At 58.0% G+C, this 21,443-nt stretch carries 19 protein-coding genes; 6 read left to right on the top strand and 13 right to left on the bottom strand.

Annotated features, from left to right (window positions below):
- Positions 1–42 precede the first annotated feature (42 nt).
- The 8 genes from HDF08_RS19960 to HDF08_RS19925 form a co-directional block, all read right to left on the bottom strand.
- Positions 43–1,194: a glycosyltransferase family 2 protein gene (locus HDF08_RS19960; protein WP_218884875.1), complete on the bottom strand. Its 1,152-nt coding sequence runs from the start codon at positions 1,192–1,194 to the stop codon at positions 43–45.
- A 40-nt stretch (positions 1,195–1,234) separates the two neighbouring features.
- Positions 1,235–3,079: an ArnT family glycosyltransferase gene (locus tag HDF08_RS19955; RefSeq protein ID WP_179640404.1), complete on the bottom strand. Its 1,845-nt coding sequence runs from the start codon at positions 3,077–3,079 to the stop codon at positions 1,235–1,237.
- Between the two features lie 243 nt (positions 3,080–3,322).
- Entirely contained in the window at positions 3,323–5,032 is a 1,710-nt protein-coding gene (gene rpoD / locus HDF08_RS22000; protein WP_179640403.1) for an RNA polymerase sigma factor RpoD, read from the bottom strand.
- Between the two features lie 516 nt (positions 5,033–5,548).
- Positions 5,549–6,949, bottom strand: a complete 1,401-nt coding sequence (locus HDF08_RS19945) for a lipopolysaccharide biosynthesis protein (RefSeq protein WP_179640402.1) — start codon at positions 6,947–6,949, stop codon at positions 5,549–5,551.
- A gap of 101 nt (positions 6,950–7,050) precedes the next feature.
- Complete coding sequence (dnaG, locus tag HDF08_RS19940; RefSeq protein WP_179640401.1) at positions 7,051–8,844, bottom strand: DNA primase; 1,794 nt, start codon at positions 8,842–8,844, stop codon at positions 7,051–7,053.
- Positions 8,845–9,017: 173 nt separating this feature from the next.
- Entirely contained in the window at positions 9,018–9,350 is a 333-nt protein-coding gene (locus tag HDF08_RS19935) for a hypothetical protein (RefSeq protein ID WP_257031296.1), read from the bottom strand.
- Positions 9,351–9,489: 139 nt separating this feature from the next.
- Entirely contained in the window at positions 9,490–10,422 is a 933-nt protein-coding gene (locus HDF08_RS19930) for a hypothetical protein (protein ID WP_179640400.1), read from the bottom strand.
- 102 nt (positions 10,423–10,524) lie between these two features.
- Entirely contained in the window at positions 10,525–11,145 is a 621-nt protein-coding gene (locus tag HDF08_RS19925) for a hypothetical protein (protein WP_257031295.1), read from the bottom strand.
- A 149-nt stretch (positions 11,146–11,294) separates the two neighbouring features.
- Between HDF08_RS19925 and murQ the strand changes: the two genes are divergently transcribed.
- From murQ to HDF08_RS19905, 4 genes are all read left to right on the top strand, one after another.
- Complete coding sequence (gene murQ / locus HDF08_RS19920) at positions 11,295–12,191, top strand: N-acetylmuramic acid 6-phosphate etherase (protein WP_179640399.1); 897 nt, start codon at positions 11,295–11,297, stop codon at positions 12,189–12,191.
- 68 nt (positions 12,192–12,259) lie between these two features.
- On the top strand, positions 12,260–12,754 hold the full coding sequence (ruvX, locus tag HDF08_RS19915; protein WP_179640398.1) for a Holliday junction resolvase RuvX: 495 nt from the start codon (positions 12,260–12,262) through the stop codon (positions 12,752–12,754).
- 44 nt (positions 12,755–12,798) lie between these two features.
- Positions 12,799–13,200: a nuclear transport factor 2 family protein gene (locus HDF08_RS19910; protein ID WP_179640397.1), complete on the top strand. Its 402-nt coding sequence runs from the start codon at positions 12,799–12,801 to the stop codon at positions 13,198–13,200.
- A gap of 58 nt (positions 13,201–13,258) precedes the next feature.
- Positions 13,259–14,425: a glycerophosphodiester phosphodiesterase family protein gene (locus HDF08_RS19905; RefSeq protein WP_179640396.1), complete on the top strand. Its 1,167-nt coding sequence runs from the start codon at positions 13,259–13,261 to the stop codon at positions 14,423–14,425.
- A gap of 436 nt (positions 14,426–14,861) precedes the next feature.
- On the opposite strand, the gene ruvB is transcribed toward HDF08_RS19905, so the two are convergent.
- From ruvB to HDF08_RS19885, 4 genes are all read right to left on the bottom strand, one after another.
- Positions 14,862–15,911, bottom strand: coding sequence for a Holliday junction branch migration DNA helicase RuvB (gene ruvB, locus HDF08_RS19900; RefSeq protein WP_179640395.1), 1,050 nt, complete (start codon positions 15,909–15,911; stop codon positions 14,862–14,864).
- A gap of 274 nt (positions 15,912–16,185) precedes the next feature.
- A complete protein-coding gene (locus HDF08_RS19895) occupies positions 16,186–16,638 on the bottom strand; it encodes a VOC family protein (RefSeq protein WP_179640394.1) in 453 nt (150 codons plus the stop codon).
- A gap of 37 nt (positions 16,639–16,675) precedes the next feature.
- A complete protein-coding gene (locus tag HDF08_RS19890; protein WP_179640393.1) occupies positions 16,676–17,695 on the bottom strand; it encodes an alpha/beta hydrolase in 1,020 nt (339 codons plus the stop codon).
- A gap of 11 nt (positions 17,696–17,706) precedes the next feature.
- Complete coding sequence (locus tag HDF08_RS19885) at positions 17,707–18,654, bottom strand: alpha/beta fold hydrolase (protein ID WP_179640392.1); 948 nt, start codon at positions 18,652–18,654, stop codon at positions 17,707–17,709.
- A gap of 150 nt (positions 18,655–18,804) precedes the next feature.
- Here HDF08_RS19885 and HDF08_RS19880 point away from each other — a divergent pair, with 150 nt between their 5' ends.
- Together HDF08_RS19880 and HDF08_RS19875 are read left to right on the top strand one after the other, a co-directional pair.
- Complete coding sequence (locus HDF08_RS19880) at positions 18,805–19,137, top strand: ArsR/SmtB family transcription factor (RefSeq protein ID WP_373563248.1); 333 nt, start codon at positions 18,805–18,807, stop codon at positions 19,135–19,137.
- Positions 19,134–19,643: an SRPBCC family protein gene (locus HDF08_RS19875; protein WP_179640390.1), complete on the top strand. Its 510-nt coding sequence runs from the start codon at positions 19,134–19,136 to the stop codon at positions 19,641–19,643. Before HDF08_RS19880 ends, HDF08_RS19875 begins: the two co-directional genes overlap by 4 nt.
- A 362-nt stretch (positions 19,644–20,005) precedes the next feature.
- On the opposite strand, the gene HDF08_RS19870 is transcribed toward HDF08_RS19875, so the two are convergent.
- The gene (locus HDF08_RS19870; RefSeq protein ID WP_179640389.1) at positions 20,006–21,370 is read right to left on the bottom strand and encodes a glycoside hydrolase family 27 protein; all 1,365 of its coding nucleotides are present in this window, start codon (positions 21,368–21,370) and stop codon (positions 20,006–20,008) included.
- Between the last annotated feature and the right edge of the window lie 73 nt (positions 21,371–21,443).

The raw sequence follows: 21,443 nt of genomic DNA, 5'->3' as shown, positions 1-21,443 counted from the left end.
AGCCAAGCTCCGGTCCGCGCTGCAGGCAAATAAGTTCTGTCCCTACCGGCGGTTCATCCCAAGCAGGCTGAGAAAAAAGCTGCCAAATATAGCTTCCACCCCCAACATAAAACAGGTTGCTGACGGCAGAGTAAGACGCAGCATGCGCTGGGGCGAGAGGTTCCCAAATCCCGCGCCGTGCCAGATATGGATGGCATAGCCAAGGATTCCCAGACCAACGAGAAGAAGTGCTGCTCCGAACAACAACCCGACTTCGAGATTGATGTAGTTAAAAATGCGCTCAAACTCTGGGTTCGGCGGCAAAAATCCCTCCTGCGTGCCGAAGACCCGTGCGCTCACTGCAAAGACGGAGATGTGCGCTCCGATAAGGACAAGGCCCAACGCATAGGTGAGAGTGTCAACGTCGAAGGTCCATCGCCCCACAGTCTGCGGGCCGGGGATGAGCCACAGAGAAAGAAGGATGCCAACAAAGAAGGTGACGACGCCTGGAATCAAAAAGAGCCACCTGGGGCTGAAGAGAAGAAGAAAACGAAGATGACGCCAGCCATCGCGCCAGGATCGCAGATGGGGGGGGCGGCTGCGCCCATCGGGAGAGAGTGTGGTGGGAACCTCCGTCATGCGCAGTCCGGCGAGAGAGGACTTCACCACCATCTCCGAGGCGAACTCCATTCCTGTGGTGCGAAGGTTTAGTGCGAGGATAGGATCGCGCCGGAAGGCACGCAGTCCGCAATGGAAGTCGCGAACCGGGATGCGGAAGAAGATGCGGCCAATGGAGGAGAGAACCGGATTGCCGAGGTAGCGGTGAAGCGGCGGCATCGCTCCAGGCTCAATGCTGCCGGAGAAGCGGTTTCCCATGACGAGATCGTAGCCTTCGTCAAGCTTTGGCAGGAAGCGGGGAAGATGTTCGAAGTGGTAGCTCGCATCGGCATCAGCCATCAGGATGTACTTGCCGCGGGCTGCCTCGATCCCGGCAATGAGCGCTGCCCCGTAGCCGCGAGTGGGCACGTTGACGACACGAGCACCTTCCTCGGTGGCGATCTGTTGTGAGCCGTCAGTGCTGCCGTTGTCGGCGACGACAACCTCGCCAGCAACATTGTTATCGCGGAGAGCGGCAACCGCCTGACGAACGCAGAAGGCTAGCGTCTCTGCTTCGTTCAAGCATGGCATAAGAATAGTTACGGTCAGATCGCTCATGGTTTGCATGTACCAAAGTGATGATATGGGACTAGCCGCGTCAGGGGTGAGGGTTTTCCGCTGGGGCCGCCGCCGGAAGGTTAAGAGGAAGCGCGTAAAAAGGAGAACTGTCCAGCTCATGCCAACCCGCAGAGATGGGGTTCGTACCGGTCATGAGACCAGGAGTGAAGTAGCCGATCAAAACCTTGTCGCCCTGGCGGCGCACGACGTCAATGACCTCGTCGCGGTTGGGCATCGCAGCATAAGAGGGGTAGAGTGGCGTAGTTGGCACATAGATCTCTGTGAGGACGCGGACACCGGCCAGCCGCGCCCAATAAGGATCGTAGAGACAGGCAGTGGTTCCGATGCACGCGACCGTATCGCCTGGTCCTACGCCCATGTCGTTGAGTGCGTGGGCAGCCCCAAAGATGCTCGGGCTGTACCAGCCTGCCGGTAGTCCGGCGGAGGGCAGCTCTCGACGAAGTTCTCCGACCGTACGAGCCGATTCGCCGACAGCCAACAGCGCAAGCAGAACAACAGCTGCCGAGGCCGCTGTGCGCGTGGCAGAGGCTTGAACGGCAGTCGAAAGACGGAGTGCCGCAAAGAGAGGCAATAGAATCGCGAGAAGGCCGATGGTGATGTAGCGGTCCTCGATGTTCACCATACCGTAGATCCCGAGAACCCCGAGGCCAAGAAGAAATGGTGCGACCCAGAAGGCGTTGGAAGACGGTTGCCAGTCTCTGGACAAGCGTCCTCCCATAAGCAGAAGAAGTGCAAGGAGGAGCCATGCCTCGGGGTGATTTGCGATGTACCGAATGATGCGCACGATGCATTGGCCGACGACGACGATCTCGATGCGTGGGTTCATGTGCGCCTTAACCTGGTCGTTCCAGAACGAGTTGTCAAACCAGTCGGGATAGGTGCCGTAAGGAAGCTGACGATAACTGAAGATGCCGGGCGATTGCAGTAGCTGTTTTTCAGGGTGTTTGAGGTGAACCTCGGATGCGCCGAAGAGCGACGTCTGATTCGGCTGGAGATGCATCTTCTCTGTGCCGCTGATGAACCACGCGTAGTTGAGAGTGCCGGAGTCGCCGAAGTCGAAGCGCCCCTTTTGCCTGGAGAGGGCCGCAATAAATGGACCCGCAATCACCGAGAAGCAAACCAACGTGAGAAGACTTGCCGCTACGATCTTGCTGGCAGAATGCCGCTGCCACAGGGCGCGAAAAAGAATCAGTGCGAGAACGGAGAGCAAGGTGAAGAGGAATGCGAAGGACTTGGCGAGATAAGCAAAACCCAGAAAGACGCCCATCAGTGCGGCGTACCGTAGCTGGCTTGTAGCGAGATGTTTCAAGAGCGCGGCCACGCCGAGAAGCAGAAAGGCCTGAAGGAGCGCGTCGGGACGAACCTTGCCCATGCTGAGTTCGCGCTGGGTGGAGATGATGAGAAGGGCGACGCCGAGGTAGCGGAGGGCGTAGCGGTCTAAAACGAAAGATGCGGAAAGAAAGGATGTAGCGTTTAGTGTGGCGGCCGAGTCTTCGCGGAGATCGCGTAGTTGGACGAGAGCGTCGGTGAAAGCAACGATAGCCAGCATCTCCAGCAGAAAAATGCCGAAGTTGACCATGTAGTAGGCGTGAAGCTCGGTGAAGCGAGTAGCGTGGAAGAGAGTGTGGCCCAGTGCCAGCGCGGCAGGGTAGAGCGGGTTCCAGTAACCATTGACGACGCCGTGCCAGTTATGTGCGCGGATGAGGTCGCCAATATCCATGTAGGAGACCGCGTCGCCGTCGATCTGGTAAGGGTCGTAGAGCGCGTAGCCGAAGGTAACGAGGGCAGCAAGAAAGCAGTAAATGGGCCAGAGACGACGCAGCCAGTAGTGGAGACGGTTAGGCTCCGGCGTGGGGAGTGTCATGCGGTGGGGAGGTCCTCCGGGGTGCTGATCGATCTTTCCTATCATCGCAGAAGTAGAGAGAGAACTTATAAATCTTTTGTCCTGCCGGACGAGCCCGCTGCGCGCGGGCGGTCACTTCGTGACTTGTGTACCCCTTCGGTTGGACCTCCCGTCGGTCGGGAGATGGCGTTTGTTTTGCTGCAAAGGAAAGGGCGGCAGCTTTCGCTGTCGCCCCTTATTGTTTTTAAATTGTGATGGTCGGAGTTACATGTCCTTGACGCCGTCGACGAAGGCCTTTAGCTTACGGCTGCGGCTGGGGTGACGGAGCTTGCGGAGTGCCTTGGCCTCTATCTGACGGATGCGCTCGCGGGTGACCTGAAAGGACTGGCCAACCTCTTCGAGCGTGTGTTCGGAGCCGTCCTCGAGGCCGAAACGCATCTTAATCACACGCTCTTCGCGCGGGGTCAGGGTGCGCAGCACCTGCGAGGTGTACTCTTTCAGGTTAACGCTGATAACGGCGTCCGCCGGGGACACGGCCATGCGGTCTTCGATGAAGTCCCCAAGGTGCGAGTCTTCCTCTTCTCCGATGGGCGTCTCGAGCGAGATGGGCTCCTGCGCGATCTTGAGAACCTTGCGGACCTTCGCGACTGGGATGTCCATACGGCGGGCAATCTCCTCCGAGGAGGCTTCGCGACCAAGCTCCTGCACCAGCTGACGCGAGGTGCGAATGAGCTTGTTGATCGTCTCGATCATGTGCACCGGGATACGAATAGTGCGGGCCTGGTCCGCAATGGCACGAGTGATGGCCTGACGGATCCACCAGGTGGCGTAGGTTGAGAATTTATAGCCACGACGGTACTCGAACTTGTCGACCGCCTTCATGAGGCCGATGTTGCCCTCCTGAATGAGGTCGAGAAACTGCAACCCGCGATTGGTGTACTTCTTCGCGATCGAAACGACGAGGCGAAGGTTAGCTTCAATGAGCTCACGCTTGGCGCGCTCAGCGTCCATGTCGCCCTGGATCATCTCGCGCTGGGTGCGCTTCAGATCGACCAGCGAGATGCCCGCATCGGCTTCGACGCGTTCGAGATCGGTGCGGCAGTTCTTCTGCTGGCGGCGATACTCCTTGCGCAGCTCTTCAGACTTGGAGGCCTCGTGCTTGACCTCGAGGGTCTTGATCTGGCGCTCGAGGGTGCGCATGGCGTCAACCGTCTTGTTGACCTTGTCGAGCAGGCGCTTCTTCTCACCGTTCGTGTACTTCAGCTCACGAACGATGCGGTTGATATAAACGTGTTCGCGGCCGATGAGCCAGCGGGTCTTGCGGGTGTCTTTTGCCTTGGCCTTGGCATCCTTGCCTGCGGGCGCTTCAAGCTTTTCTTCGAGGGCGTGGAGCTTCTTCTGGTGCTTGACGATGACGTCGATGCGGCCGGCAGTGGCGCGAACGCGAGCCTGCAGAATCTCTTCGGTAAGCTCTTCTTCGTCGAAGGTAACGACTTCCTTGATGTTGCGAACGCCGCGACGCAGATCTTCGCCAAGCCCGACGATCTCGCGAATGACAATCGGCGAGCGCGAGATAGCCTTCATGACGCGAAGCTGGCCGCGTTCGATGCGCTTAGCGATCTCGACTTCGCCCTCACGGGTAAGCAGAGGAACGGTACCCATCTCGCGGAGGTACATGCGGACAGGATCGTTGGTCTTTTCGAGCGTACCGGGCGACAGGTCGAGCTCTACGTCATCGGACTCTTCCCCGGCTTCCGGCTCGTACTTGTCGCGGCCACTGGCGCGCTCTTCTCCCGAAAGCACGTCGATGCCCTGCGTGTTGATGGTGGTAAGAAGATCATCGAGATCGTCGGGGGTGGTGATATCTCCAGGCAGAAGGTCGTTAACCTCGCCATAGGTGAGATATCCCTTCTCTTTCCCGGTGTCGATGAGCTTGTCTATATCGTCTTCGTACTTGTCAATTTCTTCAGCCACGGCTGTGCGCACTCCTGCGAAAGATTCTGATAATTGGGATGCCGCTTGTGTCGTTTGTGGTATTCAGGCGGACTGATCCCTTGGTTGTAACGTAATGGGCAGGGAGCAGATTGCGGTTTAGACCGCGTTGGCAAGCCCGGTGACCCTAAAGAGAGTCTGGGCATTCGAAGGCACACTTCCCCAGCGAATCACAGGATACCACAATGGTTAGACGCATTCGGAGGAAAAAAGATTCGGCGGTGACTCACGAAGTGACTCGCCTTTCATGCCGTTTTGATGAATTGGACAGCGACGCAGGTGAATATCTTTGCCGGCAGAACCGTAGTCATGGTGGCAATGGCTGCAACGCAGGTGGTAGATGGTCTGGCCTGCGAATGATTCTGAGGGAAACCCAGTCCGGGAGATAACAACTTGGCCGTGTTTGTTCTTATATCCGGGGGTAGTGCTCTGAAAAGTGGTCTTTTTTTGCAGATGTATGTGGTGATGTATGAAGAATCAGGGGGTTAGCAGGTAATCTTAGCTTTCGAAGCCAGGTCTGGAGCGACGGATCCGGGCCAGAAGCGAAGCGGGCCGCAAGAACGACGGAAAGTGGAGCATACTAGCCAAAAAAGCCGGCAGGGTATCGTGGGCGATCTTTAGGCAGGCAGGCACGACGTACAAATTCATTACGATCTCGGAGATCAGAAGCGAGGCGGCTGCTCCATAGAGGCCGTAGGTTCGCGACATCAGGTAGCACAGGACGCAGGCGACACTGGTGCCGAGGATGTAGTAGGTTGCCAGCCGTTGATGCTGATTCGTTGAAGTCATCAGGGTGCCGCTGGTGGACCAAAGCGCGTAGAGGACAACGACGGCGAGAAGAATGCTGAGGAGCGGTCGGCTGGGCGGCACGTGGCCACCCGTCCAATGAACCAGGAACCATGGGCCGAAGCTCAGCATAACCAGAACCAGGACCAGCGCGACGAGAAGAGCCAACTGGCAGGCGCGGCGGAGCAGGGTGCGGGTTAACTCGTAGTTTCCCGCCCCAAAGGCGATCGACATCTCCGGTTCGAAGGTGGTGTTGACCATTTGGACCATCTGAAGCGCAACCCGCGAGACGGTGCGCGCCGTGCTGAAGATGACGACCTCGGTGGGCCCAAGAGCATAGCCGACGGCAAGCAGGCTGCCTTGAAGGCTCAGGGCATTGCCCAGGGGGAACGCCATATAAGCAAAGGCCGGGCGGGCAAGCTTGCGAATCTCGGCGAAGCTGGCATGTTGCCACCCATACTCGATCCAGGGAATGTCGCGGTGCACCAGAATGCAGAAAAATATGGTGATAGCCACGTTGACCGAGGCAAATACAAACGCCGTCGTACGTGCCCCCGCGCCTAGAGCGACCGCTCCGATCATGCAGCCAAAAGCGAACAGGGAAAACATGTTCTTGAGGAAGGTGCCATAGGGATAACGGCCAACTGCGCGGTAAGCAGATTGCAGCAGTTGCTCCAACTGCCCAAGCAGCACGGAGACTCCAAGATAGAAGATGATCCATTTGGTATCGGACTCCCCCAGCGTGGTGAGCCTGAGCAGGCGAGAAGCCGGTAGATAGTACAGGGTTCCCGAAAGCAGAACGATCGTAGCAGTGCAGATGAGGGCAATCAGCCACCAACAACTCTGGAAGACGCGCAGCGCAGCAGCTCGGTCATCGCGGGCAATCAGCATCGTCATCTCATTGCCTGCGACTGAACCGAAGCCGACGTTGCTGAAGCTGAGATACGCAGGAATGGAGTTGACGATCATCCATTCGCCATAGAGGGGGACGCTCCAGAAGTGGAGGAAGACCGGGATCTGGACGAACTGAATTACGGTCGAGGAGAGTTTCCCCACCCAGTTGGTCAGGAAGCCGAGCATCAGCCTTCGCTTTGTGGAGACGTCCATGCTCATAATTGAGATTTGTTTTCTAGATACAGGACAAGTCTACTTTCTTCTAACCCGCTGCTCGGAAGGATGTTCCTGAGAAATGATGAAGAGATGAAGATGAGTTACTACTCTTTCAGCCTTCGGTCTATCTGAATCTTCTCCGCAGTCAGGTTGGCCAGCATTTCATGGTCGCCTCGGCGGTCGGCTTCGGCAATCAAACTTCGGAGCTCGCGCTGATGGCGTTCGAGCTGACGATATTTGAGCGTTTCGAGCGTGTTTTCTACGCGCTCCGTCATGGATTGCGCGTTGGCGGGGGCGCTATCAGAGTCTTCTGTGTCCTGAAGAGTGCGAGCCAGAAGAATGCGGCTGGGTTCATCAGGAGCAGCGTCGAGAGGGTTAGAGGGAACTGGAGCGTTGGCAAGAGACTCCAGTAACGCAGCCGACGGAAGACTCTCGTACCACTCAGGATGTTGGGTGAGCTGTTCGGCGGCTAGAGTACGAGCCGGGTCACCTTCGGGAAGAACGAGCGCGCGGAGAAGCACTCGCTCGGTCTCGCTTGCGGGGTCGTGGGCATGGGAGCGAACGCTTTCGACGCGTTGTGCTGCAGCCTGTTTGAGCTCCTGGCGCAGAATCGCAGAGTCGATAAAGAGTTTTTGCGCAGCATCCGCGGCGAACTCGTCCCGCTGAATGCGATTCGGCATCCGGCGGATGTGAGGAAGGAGGAAGTTGAGAGCCTTCACCTTGGCATCGGAGGTTCGCCCGGGAAACTGTTCGCGTGCTCGGTCGATCAGGTAGTCCGAGTGGCGCTTCGCACTGCGCAGGGCCGCCATGTACTGCTGGATGCCATGTTCGCGAATGTAGCGGTCCGGATCGAGGCCTCCTTCCAGGGTGACGACCTTTACCTCGAAGTCTTCTTCGGTGAGCAGCGCGATGGACTTCTCCGTGGCCGCGGTACCGGCCGTGTCAGGGTCGAAGTTAACAATGACGCGTTTGGTAAATCGGCTGAGCAAACGAATTTGCATTTCTGTGAAGGCGGTACCGGAGGTCGCAAGAACGCCCTTGATGCCCGCCATGTAGACGGAGATACAGTCCATCTGGCCTTCCACGAGCAGCGCGAAGCCGAGGCTCCGGATCTCCGCCTTGGCTTTGTCAAGGTTGAACAGGACCTGGCCTTTGCTGTAGAGCGCGGTCTCTGGAGAGTTCACGTACTTTGCGATGTCGCGGCCCTTTTCGTCCTGGGCGTCAAGGGCGCGCGCGGTGAAGGCGATGGTCTTGCCTTGTTCGTTGGCGATGGGGAACATCACTCGTTTGCGGAAGCCCGCGTAGAGTTGTCCCTGGCTACCGTCGGCCTGCTCCTTCGACTTGAACAGGCCACTGGCTTGCATCACCTCTTCACTGAAGTGCGGCTTCAGAGCGTTGCGCATGTGGTTGAAGTCGTCGGGGGCAAAGCCGATGCGGAACTTTGCGATGGTCTCAGCCGTAACGCCGCGTCCAGTCAAGTACTCGCGAGCACGTGCGGCTTCCGGAGCTTTGAGAGCTGCTTCAAAGTACTGCGTCGCGGCCTCGTGAATATCCACAAGCTGGCGGCGAATACCGGCTTCGCGGGCCTCCTCGGGGGAGCTGAACTCGCGTTTGGGGAGAGGAATGCCACACTTGGTGGCCACCACGCGAATAGCCTCCGGAAAGCTGATGTTTTCCAGCTTCATCACAAAGGTGAAGACATCACCTTTTTCGTGGCAGCCAAAACAGTAGAAGTAGCCGTGGACGGCGTTGACCGAGAAAGATCCCGTCTTTTCCTTGTGAAACGGGCACAGGCCGGTATAGTTCTGGGCGCCGGATTTGCGCAGCTTGAGGTAGTCCCCAATGATGCGGACGATGTCGGCCTGCTGCTTGACGGTTTGTGCGAAATTGTCGGACATGCGTATGGCGAGGCGTCCTAACCAACCGTCCTGAATGGATGAAGGATCTTTTTGTCGCCCTTATAAGAGTTTAGCTGGAGAAAAATCAGCGGGGCGCATCCCTCGCGCAACGCAGAAGAAAAGGCTCCGTAAGGAGCCTCTCTTTTCTGTTACCTCAGAGTTTGTCGCAGCGACTAAACGCCGGAGTTGTGCTTCACCGTAGCCTCATATCCAGCGGTAAAGTTTGAGCGGTACTCATCGCGAGCCGCTCCCTTGACCGGAGGATGAACGTACAGGTGAGACGCCTTCGCGTCGATCTTGCGTTTTGCGGTCATGTCCAACTGAGCCGCCTCAACTCCGTCGCGGTAGGCTGACTGCGCCTGCTCAGTACCTGCAGGAGGCGTATTCCAGCTGCGGCTCTCGGTGGTGGGTGCCTGGTTTGCCTGAGCGTGTGCGAAAAGTGTTGCACCGCTCATAAGTACCACTGCAATCAGTGGTGTTGCCATTCGAGTTAGGTTCTTCATCATGTTTCCTCTTTCCTTCCAGTCAGTAGATGCACCGGAAGGCCAGACGGAACTTATCATAACCCGGCAATTACTGGCAAATTCACAGAGAACCGTTGCGTTACCTCTCAAAATGCAGGGTAGTTGAACCCACATTCTTCAGCTACATATTGGTATGGCCGCCGCGCATATCCTCATTGAACGTAGGTTTGATGAAGGCCAGCGCATGCGCAAGTTCAGCAGCATACTGCGCACGATGTCCCATCAAAGCCTCGGTGGGCGTGGCATACTCGGTATCCGCCGCCAGGTGAATCAGACCTTCGCCCGCAAGTGCCGCCGCGGTCTTCTTCAGCTCCTCCACAGTCGTGTTCAAATACTGCGCGTCCCGAGGATCCAGCAGCCACACCGGCTGTCCGCCGCCCAGCACGCCCGACAGCCAGAACACCTTCGCAGCCAGATACTCCTGCCGCTGCCCCTCGGTCGTGTCGTTGAAGTTGAATCGCTTCTTCCACGGGCTATAGAACCGCGTCGTCACCGGCACAGGCTGCCGATTCCCGCTCTTCACCAGCTCCAGCTGCCCCTGATCCATCGTCTTTCGCACCGCGTTATAGATAAATCCCTCAGCAAACGGCTGCTCCGGAGCCTTCACGATCTCCGCAAACGTCACCGTCATCGACGCCGCCACCTTCGCATGCAGCGGGCTTCCCTCGCCATCCTGCAGATGGACTTCGCCATGCACCAGGAACGTATCCGCACCCGAGGTCGACGCGTGGAACGGCCACGTAAACTTCTCAAAGCTCAGCGGCAGCCCATGCAGCGTCAGATAATAATCCTGCTGCGGATTCTTCAGCCGCTTCGCCGTCTCCCCCAGATAAACCCCAACCTCGGCCAGCATATCCGCCCGGCTGAAATCGAACTTGTCGCTCAGTTCAAGCACTTGAGTCTTCGAGTGGTCCGCAGCCAGCGCCAGCATGAACCGCGTCGTCGGGTTCCCTGAAAAATCCTGTCCTGTCGCGCTCGAAACCACAACCAGCCCAGCCGCCTTCGCCGCCACTTCAACCTGTCCAGCCAAAATCTCTTGCGTTCCCATTGCCATCTGCCTCGGTCGTCCTTTGCGTTTTGCGTATCTCTTCTATTTTACGGGTTTCGAACCTCCGATCCACCCAAACACTTCGAAAGTTAGAGAAAACCATGCGAACTAGGGATGCTTCGCAGCCGCAGCCTTGTCTGCCGCAGCCAACGCCTTCCTGAACTCCTCCACAGCAGGAACATTATGCGAACGAAGTCCATCCTTCGCGACATAGCTCCATCCCACCGGGCCCTCGAGAGGCCTCTCGGCATCGCCGTTGTACACAAAAAAAGTGTCCTCCGTCGTCCCAATCTCCGTCTGAGGATGTGTCGGCTCATGCGAGCTTGCATCCGGCATTCCCGCCCCGTTCCCATGCTGCGCCCCAACCGACACACCATTCGCCGTCGGGTCAATCACACCCGCCCGATTATTCTGGCGAGGATCACTGATCGTCGTATCCACAACCTGCTTGTGCCCTTTGCAAATCACGATAATCAGATCCACGTTTTGGGTGAAGATCACAGGCTGAAACCTTCCCCAGTTCAACAGCGCCGTCTCAACATCCTTCTGCGCCACTTGATTGGCTCGCGGATCCTTCAGATCGATACCCGCTCCAGGATCCACCATCACATTTACGGTCTTCGCTCGGAGAATGTAATCCGGCACATTTTTCTCAGCCTTGTTCTTCGCACCTGCTACGGTCGCCATCAACAGGCACGCCACTAGAGCTAAAAACTCTCGCTTCGGCATATCTCCTCCTTCGTCTTCGGCACAGATTTTACGCCGCAGTCTAAAGCAACCGGAATCGTCGCCGGCCGGGAGCCACAAAGACGGCGAGGTGCCACGTCGTGATTCAACCCTAGCGCGATGCCGCCTCTTCCTCCATCATGGAGTCACCCATGAATCTCGCCAACCTCGCCACCGAAGCCCGCAACCCCTTCACCGAACACATCGACGAACTCCCCACTCTGGACATGCTTCGCCTCATCAACGCAGAGGACGCCAAGGTCGCCGCCGCCGTAGCCGCCGTCCTTCCCGAAGTCGCTAAAGCCATCGACGCCATCGCAAAGCGCTTCGCGGAAGGCGGCCGCCTCTTCTACATCGGCGCAGGCACCAGCGGCCGTCTCGGCGTACTTGACGCCAGTGAGTGTCCTCCAACCTTCTCGGTTCCACCAACCCTCATTCAGGGCATCATCGCCGGTGGCGACAGCGCCCTCCGCAACTCCAGCGAACAATCCGAAGACTCCCCGGAACAGGGAGCCGCAAACCTCGCAGCTCACTCACTCACCGCCAACGACACTGTCCTCGGCATCGCCGCCAGCGGACGCACTCCTTACGTCCTCGGAGCCCTCACGCACGCTCGCCAACTAGGCGCACTCACCATCTCCCTCACCTGCGTCCCCAACTCCGCGATGGCCGAAGTTGCGGAGATCTCCATCGCTCCCATCACCGGACCCGAGATCCTGACCGGCAGCACGCGCATGAAGGCCGGCACCGCCACCAAGCTGATCCTCAACATGATCTCCACCGGCGTCATGATCAGGACGGGAGCCGTCTACGGCAACCTTATGGTCAACATGCAGACCACCAATATCAAACTCGTCGACCGCGCCCAGCGCATCCTCATGGCCGCCACCGGCATCGACCAGCCCGCCGCCGCAAAACTGCTTACCGATGGAGGCACCGTGAAGACCGCCATCGTGATGCAGAAGCTCTCCATCGACCGCCCCACCGCAGAAGCAAAGCTGAAAGCCCACCACGGCAATCTCGCCGCGCTCCTGAATCGGAAGCCCTGAATTCGAACCTTAACCCGCACCAGGGTCTCCGCACCAGGTCTCCCATGAAGCAGCGGTAGACTGAGCGTATGACGACCGGCCGCGTGATGGCATTGGACGTGGGGAAGATTCGCGTGGGCGTCGCGCTCTCCGACCCCCTCGGATACACCGCGCAGCCCCTGTTAACGCTGTGGCGCAAGACCCGCGGCGAGGATCTACGCAGCCTGCTGCGCCTCATTCGCAAGCATGAAGTCGTCAGGATCGTGGTCGGCAATCCACTGCATATGTCAGGCGACGTGAGCCCCTGGGCCGCAAAAGTGCATGAGTTCGCCGAGGAGTTGCAAAAGCGCTCCGGCCTGCCCCTGCAGCTCTGGGATGAACGCCTCAGCTCGGTCGCAGCACACGAGATACTCAATGAAGCCGGACACCGCCGCCGCGAGCGCAAGTATGTCATCGATCAGGTCGCAGCAGTCGTCATCCTGCAAGGTTGGATGGAGGCCACAGCACAGGCCGAAGCGAAGGCTGCGCTGGAGCAAAGCGACTTCGGAGACGTAAGCGATCAAGACACTCGAGAAGGCAAATAACGCCTTGCACCGCGAGAGCCGCATCTGCTATCCCTGTTCGGCATATGGGCAAACTCACAAACTACGCCATCCGAGAGATTGAGCGAATCCATTCTGACTGGATCGCGCACGAAGTCGCCGGAGAAGATCACAGCTTGATGGCACTATGCGCCGATGACATCGAACTGTGGCCGCCTGACGCCCAGCCCGTACTCGGACGCCCCGCAGTCGCAGCGAAGATGACGCCCGCGGGCACAAAGATCCACTCCATCGAGATCACCGACCGTCGCATCCGAGGGTCCAACGAGATCGCTTACCTGACAGCAAGCTACAAAACCATCTTCTCCTCCACGGAAGACCCCGCTCCGAGACAACTCCTCGGAAGCCATCTATGGATACTGCGAAGTCGGATCGGCACATGGAGAGTTCATCTCATAAGTTGGTCATCGTGGACCCGCGAAATGTGATCCTCCAAACCCTTCGCGTTCACACCAAAGCAACTTCAACGCACTATCATCGTCCCTCATGCTAACCTCCACACGAACGGTTTTATCCGCAAGCCTCCTCCTCATCACCGCGATCGTCACCGCACAGCAGGTTCCCATGCAAAATCCCTTCCTTGGACTGATGACCGCCGCCGGCAAACACGCCAAGGCACACAACGCCCAGACACCGGTGCTCTCTCCCGTCGACGCAACCCTACTGGGAACCAATCCCCCTGTGAACGTAGCCGAGCTACATAAGGCCGGTTTCAAGGTCGTTCCCTGGACCACCAACGACCCGGCAAAGATGCGCGCCCTCCTCGACCTACGCGTCGATGGCATCATCTCCGACTATCCCAATATCCTGCAGCAGATCGTTGCCGAGCAGAAGGCCGCTCACCCTGAAGAAGCTGATTACTTCAAGACCTTTGTCGTCTCGGCCCATCGCGGAGGCCGCGGTCTGCGCCCGGAGAACACACTCCCGTCCTTCGAGTCCGGCCTCGACCATCTGGCCACCGAACTCGAAACCGACACCGGCGTTACCAGCGATCACGTCTCCCTGATCTGGCACGACCAGTTCCTCAACCCCGAGTCCTGCCGCCGCGTGGACGGCAAACCGTACACGTTGGAAGACCGCGTCTACACTCGCGATATCTCGCTCGCCGAGGCGCAGAGCACGTTCATCTGCGACAAGCTGCATCCTCAGTTTCCTGACCAGAAGAACGACCCCGCGCTCTCGCCTGTCGCGGTGGCTTTCGCGGAACAGGAGCACCTCATCAGCCCTTACGTTCCGACCCATGCGGAACAGCTCTTTCATTTCACCCGCTTTTATGCTGAGTACTATCGCAGTGGCGCGGGAAAGTCCCATCCTGAAGCGGCTGCGCGCGCGGCCAATGCGGAGAAGGTTCGGTTCAACCTCGAGACAAAGATCCTGCCTCTGCCCAATGATCCCGCCGGGCCTAACCCGCCATTGGCCAACTCCCACGCAGAGCCTACGTCCAATCGCACGGTCGACCCGCAAACCTTTGTCAACACCCTATGTGGAGCGATTGTGCGCAACCACATGGAGTCACGCGCAGAGGTGCAGAGCTTCGACTTCCGGACGCTGATCCTGGTCGAGGAGCAGTTCCCGAAGATTCCTACGTATTATCTGACTGGACCGCCCAAGATGCTAAGCACAGTCTTCGTCCCGGCTCCCCTGCGTCAGTAATTTTCGACCTATCCGAAAATAAAGTTGAAAAACATGGCGTATTTTTCGTCGCGAAAAAAGTGGCGTTTCCAGCCACACATTCACCACGATCGACACCACGTTTACCATGCCAAAACACCACGTTACACCACCACAATTTTCGAAAAACCCCTGAAAAACACCACCACCACCACGCCAGAAAAAATCCCGCCGGCAAAACCAAAAAAACAGCCCTGCCGGACGGGCCTCCTGCGCGGAGGGCGGTCACTTCGTGACGTGTGTACCGGTCTTGGTCGGGTGGGTGATTAGGTCCTCCCGTTGGTCGGTAAAAGATTCTTACTCGCGACCAACGGGAGCGCCAACCGAAGGGGTATACGAGTCACGAAATGACCGCCCGAATCGGGGTCCCCGCAAACTTCGTTTGTGGGGTGACCAAGCGCAGCGGGCTTATCTTTTTTTAGAAGAGGCTTAGTTTGCGGGGCATCTCTATGCCCAGGTGCTCGTAGGCCAAGCGCGTGGCAACGCGGCCTCGGGGAGTGCGGTCGAGGAAGCCTATCTGGATGAGGAAGGGTTCGTAGACCTCTTCGAGGGCGTCCTGCTCTTCGGCTAGCGCTGCGGCCAGGGTGTTGAGGCCTACCGGGCCTCCGTCGTACTTCTCAATGATGGTGCGGAGGAGACGGCGGTCCAGCTCGTCGAAGCCGTGGGCGTCTACTTCGAGGAGTGACAAAGCAGCTTGCGCCGTGGGGCGGTCGATGACGCCTTTGGCGCGAACCTGGGCGTAGTCGCGGACGCGACGGAGGAGGCGATTTGCAATACGCGGGGTACCTCGCGAGCGCATGGCGATTTCGGCCGCGCCATCCTGGTCGATGGGAACGCCGAGGACTTCGGCGGAGCGCTCGACTACGAAGCGGAGCTGGTCGTCGGTGTAGAACTCCAGCCGCAGGAGGATGCCGAAACGGCTGCGCAGCGGGGAGGAGAGCAGGCCGGGGCGCGTGGTTGCAGCTACGAAGGTGAAGGGGCGAATCTCCATCACGTGGGTGCGGGCGGCGGGGCCCTGTCCGATGATGATGTCGAGCTTGTAGTCCTCCAGCGCGGTGTAGAGTTTTTCTTCGAGGACGGGCTGGAGCCGGTGGATCTCGTCGAGGAAGAGGACCTGGCGTTCGCGCAGGTTGGTGAGGATGGCGGTGAGGTCGCCTTGAATCTGGAGGGCAGGGCCTGAGGTCTGCTGGTAGCCGACGCCCAGCTCGTTCGCGATGATGGTGGCTAGTGTCGTCTTGCCAAGGCCGGGAGGGCCAAAGAGGAGGACGTGGTCGAGGGCTTCGCCGCGGGACTTTGCTGCTTCGAGTGCGATGGCTAGCTGTTCTTTGGCCTTTTCCTGACCAATGAACTCGGCGAGGCGCGTGGGGCGGAGCTTGAGTTCGAAGGCGTCATCGTCGTCGGCTTTGCCCGCCGAGACGAGACGCTCAGCTTCGGTGGATCGCGCTTGATTGAGGTCTATCTTCGCCATGCCCTGAGGGCGATACTAAGGCGAAGAACGGCGGGAAGCAACTTTTTGTGAGCCGCGCACTTTGAATATTGCGCACCGACGATGGTTTGAACATTCCAACTATTAGATACGATGCTGACCTCAAATAGGATGGAGATAACTTCTCACAAACCGACTTATCAGGACCCACACTCCTTGAAAATATGGATCCGGATGCCCTACCGATTAATTGGGGCATCTACTACGCCCTTCAGAACGACGGGATCAAAGAATGCGGCCGAATCTCCCGTTGGCCTTATTGGGTGATGAGCTGGATAACTTCGAAAAGATTGCCCCAAGGATCTGCAAAGAACGCGACGCGAAGGCCCATTGCGGATACGTCGTGTGGCTCGCTGGCGATGGTCACGTCGCGGCGCTTCAATTCGTCAATGACATCGTCAACACTCTCGACGATGAAACCCGGGTGGTGCCAGCCAGACATGTTGTAACTGTCATGCAGATCCTTATAGGCAGGGCGTTCTGCTGCGCCCGGCCCGGCCATCAGCTCAAAATGGAAACTATCATCTCCAGCGGGGTACAGAAAACCGAAGCTGAGCCCGGCAACGGATACCGATTGCTTCAACCTAAAATCGAGCTTGTCGGCATACCAGGCAACCGCTTCGTCAAAGTCCGGCACGCGGATGGCTGTGTGATTGATCTTCAAAGAAGCAAGCGGGCTGGAAGCGTGAGGTGCGGTACGTGTGTTCATTATTTTCCTTAAGGATTGCTGCCGTTATCGCCAAAAGTTATAGAGCCTTCGTTTTGAGCCAGGAGCGCACAGCCTGGATGACATCTGCCTTGCGTTCGAGAGGCAACCAGTGGCCCGAAGGTAGATTGGTCACGGTAAGGTCCCGGCACGCGCTGCGCATGGGCTCACCGAAGCGGTTGTGTGTGATATCGCAGAGGCCGTCAAAGTCGCCATTAATAAACAGCACGGGCTGACGCAGCCGTCCGTCATCCGGCGCCGCGTGAGCATAGGCGATGTTGGCGGAATCGTTGAGGTACCAGGAGTTGCCCGGCCGGAATCCGGTAACGCGGAACGCTTCGACCACGGAGGCAAAATCAGCATGCGGCCAGAGCGCGTAATCAGGCTGGACCGCGGGAGCGTGGTGCGCCGAACCAAACCAACCGCCATTGCGCGTGACGAGCGCGGACCGGTAGACTGTGCCGACTGAACTAGGATCTCCACTCCGGAATATCGCCGCGAGGCTCGCCGGGATGTCCGCATCAAAATCGGTGACTGTCTGTTCGAAGTTGGTCAGGTAGAAGCGATAGTAGTTCCATTGTCCATCCGGGTACTGGTCGACCGAATAGAGCTTGCGGTCGATAAGCGGCAGGAGACTGGGCAACGCGAAGGCATCCGGTGCATAGGGGACGGAGATCAACACGACACCGCGAGTTCGCTCCGCGTGATGCGCGGCCAGCGCTCCGACAACGGGACTTCCGAGGTCGTGTCCCACCCAGATAGCCGGGCTGGAGCCAAGATGATTATGCAGCTCAACCATATCGTCAACGATCTCTTTCAGGGCATAGGACTCGGAGGCGGCCGGCGCAGAGGAACCGCCATAGCCGCGCATGTCTGGCGCTATACAGTGCCAGCCTTCGGTAGCGAAGGCCTCGACCTGCGCGCGCCACACCAGTCCGATCTGAGGCCAGCCGTGGAGGAAGATCATCAATGGGCCGCCTGCAGGTCCGGCTTCACAGTAGTGCGTCGTGTGGCGTGGGGAGCTGAAAGTGGTGTCGGTCAGTGTGAAGGACGTTGTCATCGTGAGCCCTTTTAGGCAGGGTTTACCGTGCGCAGGAACTTCACAAGCTGTTCGCTGACTTCGGCAGAGGCTTCGTGTTGTATCCAGTGGCCTACGTTGTCGAGTTCGAGAGTTCCGACGAGACCAGGAAGGCCGGCACGGAGCTTTTCAAGAGGGGGATAGAGAGCCCCCAAACCGTCGTCTTTTCCCGAAATGTAAAACGAGGGTTGGGTGATTTTCGCGCCTTTCCATGCAGCTGACAGATAGAAATACGGTTCAGCGGCACGATAGTAATTCAGAGCCCCGTGAAAACCCGTGCGCTTGAATTCCGCTACGTTGTGAGCCACGTAATCGGGCTCCGCCCATGACGGCAACAGTCCCGGAGCCGGGCGATGAAGATTTCGTGCAGGGTCCAGGGGGTTCCATCGCGTGTCAGCCGGAGCAGAACCCGATGCCCAATACAAAGCCCCCGGAATAGTGACTGCGGCATCGGCCCAAGTTTGATCGGCTTCCGGTTTGATCTGTTCGAACATGTAAAAATCGTTTTCATATCCGGATGTGCGCATGCGTTCGAATACGCTGACATCACCACGAGGAAAGTAAGGCACGCTCAAGCAGAACACCGCTTTGAATCGATCAGGACGCATCATGGCGGCATTCCACGCATGTGTTGCACCCCAGTCGTGACCCACGATCACGGTGCTGGGAACATTCAGCGCATCGAGGAGTCCGACCAGATCACCCGCAGTCTGCAGCGGCGTGTATAGGGCTGAGTCGGATGGCGCTGAGCTGCGCCCGTATCCGCGCATGTCTGGAGCAATCGCCCGATATCCGGCTGAGGCGACGGCTTTCATTTGTTGTCGCCACGTATAGGAGGTGTCTGGAAACCCGTGACAGAAAAGAACGGCTGGTCCGTCCCCCAGCTCAGTTACGTGTAGGGAGATACCATTCGCAGCGATTTCGTACTCTTTGAGTTCCATCTCTCCTCCACCTTCATCATAAAAGATGGGCCTCGTTCTGTAGCCCGCAAGGACAGGTAACGAGAAACGCTGTTCTCATCAATTGAATGCGTGACGACGAGAAGCGATCTTTACACTTGACATTGGCAAGAAATCCACTACCATTTGGTTGTGGATAAGTTAGGTACAACATTTACGGCTCTGTCTGATCCAACCCGACGGGCGATGATCGAACGACTCTCCCATGGGCCTGCCTCTGTGCATGGATTGACGGAACCGTTTGCAGTCTCGCAGCAGATGATTTCAAAACATATTGCCTACCTGGTGCGGGCGCGGATTGTCATCAAGACGAAGCGTGGACGAGAGAGTGTGTGCACGCTGAGGCCAGAGGCGATTAAGACAGTCAGCGACTGGGCGATTAGCTATCGCCGATTCTGGGAAGAGAGTTTCGACAAACTGGACGTAGTTGTAAATCAAATGAAGAAAGAGGAGGTCAAGAGATGACAGAAAACACGGTTAGCGAAGTTGAGCGGATGGTAATTACAAGAGTTTTTGATGCACCACGCGAGTTGGTTTGGAAGGCGTGGACAGACCCGAAGTACGTGATGCAGTGGTGGGGACCGAAGGGCTTTACTGCGCCGGTTTGTCAGATGGATTTTCGCGTTGGAGGAAAATCTCTCCTCTGCATGAAGACGCCGGATGGCCAGGAGTTCTGGAATGCGGTTGAATACCACGAGATTATTCTGCACGAGAAGATCGTCTCCTCCATGTACTTTTCCGACTCGAAGGGAAACAAGGTCGAGCCTGAGCAATTAGGAATAGAACATGAGGCTATAGACGGTGCGTACGACGTGACCCTCTTTGAGGATCTCGGCAACGGCCAGACGAAGCTTACCCACATTGGAAATGAACCCATGGAGAGCGCGAAAAATAGCGGTCAACTCGAGGGCTGGAACCAGATACTCGATAAAGTTGCCGCGGTTGTTGCGGGGCTAAAGCAGGCGAAGTAGGAAGTTGACGTTTTGACGATCGGGTGCGGCTGGCGGCGAAGGCTTGGCTAGAACAGGCTTCTCGCCGCTCGCTCAGAATGACAAGCAAAATGAGCAACCGCAACAGTTGGCTGGGAAAGGATTGCATTCCCACTCATCGCAAAATGCGCGATGAATGGGGCACCCAGAGAGTGGGGTCAAACTCGAGCAAAGACTAAAACAAATGCGAACGCAGATCCCCTTCGGGGATGACAACAAAAGGACAGGCGACGGCAGTTGCAACGACTACAGCAACCGCAACGGCAACCGCAAATACGGGGATCCTTCACTCCGTTCAGGATGACGACCCTTAGAGTGTTTGCTACAACTCGGGTTAGGACAAATTAGTCGTGGAGGGAGTAGACGACGGAGCCATGTGGCGGGAGATCGACCTGGAGGGAGTTCAGCAGGCCTAGCTCTTTTCTCTGCCAGAGGTCGCGGACTTTGTATTGTGCCTTGTCGATGTAGCCGTACTGGGCGAAGGTCTTGTCGATGTGCACGGGTGCGTCGCTGAGATTGAAGAGGGCGAGGTAGTGCTTGTCTCCGCGGATGGAGTGGGAGGTCCAGGTGACGAGCGGGCCGTCCTCTGTGTTTCTTTCGCTGTTTGTGGAGTAGCGATCCATATCGAGGACTTCCTGGTTGGTGATCAGCGGCTTGAGGGCGTCGTCCATCTGGGTTAGATTTCCGCCGAGGAAGAGAGGCGATCGCGTGATGGCCCAGAGGGTGATCATGGTTCTCTGCTCGTCCTGGGTGAGCCTTGAGTTTCGTGGTTTGCCGTAGCCGGGGTTTGGGCGGAGTTGGCCGAGGGGGAGCATATCGGCATCGGGCCAGCTTCCCGGCTTTGCCTGATCGGCCCACTGGGCAAGGATGGGCAACTGGCCTTTTATGCTTTGCGACCACTCTGCGTCGGGGTCCTTGTCCCAGTGGTCCCAGACGTCATCTGAGATGCGCCACATCTGCGCGTTCTTTGCCACTTCGCCAGCACGGTCGATTGGTGTGGGCCCGGGCGAGAGGCTGAGGACCATGGGGCGGCCGGAGCGCTCGATGGCTTTGTGGATCATGCGAATCTCGGCGCTCTTGTAGGGGTGTGCGATGCAGTCGACCTTGAGGAAGTCGACGCCCCAGGAGGCGTACTGCTTTATCAGGGCGTCGTACCAAGCTTGTCCGGCGAGGTTGGCTTTGACGCCGAAGTTGTCCGGGTTCCAGGAGCAGGTGTCGGTGGTGTCCGCGGCCATGGCGGCGCGGTATCGGGTGGAGCCGATGTGGGTGTTGGCGAAGACGGTCTTTTTTGGGATGCCCCGGAGGATGTGGATTCCGAATCTGAGGCCGTCGTCGTGGACGGCGTCGCTGAGTGGTTTGAAGCCGCTGCCGGTCGCGGACGAGGGGAAGCGGTTGGGCGCGGGCTCGTACTGTCCGCGGAGGTTGATGGTGTAGCGCAGAGCCTGCGGCATGGAGATGTTCTCGGGGTTCTGGAGGTACCAGCCTTCGTCGATGACGACGTACTGCCAGCCGAACTCCTTCAACTGAGCGGCGAGAACGACCATGTTGGCGCGGAACTGAGACTCGTTGATGGTAGCGCCGTAGGCGTCCCAGCTGTTCCATCCCATGGGCGGTGTGGGGGCCAGCGTCTTGTCCTGGGCAGTTGCCGGGATTGCGAGGAGAATCGTCAGAGCTGCGCTAAAACGCTTCATCACCATGCGAATAAACATATCAAAAGGCCGCTACGCGCAAACAATATCTAGAAACCCGCTGCGCGCGGGGCGGTCACTTCGTGACTTGTAT

The sequence above is a fragment of the Tunturiibacter empetritectus genome (assembly GCF_013410875.1).
Lineage (GTDB): Bacteria > Acidobacteriota > Terriglobia > Terriglobales > Acidobacteriaceae > Edaphobacter > Edaphobacter empetritectus.
This window is presented reverse-complemented; position numbering and strand designations above follow the sequence as displayed.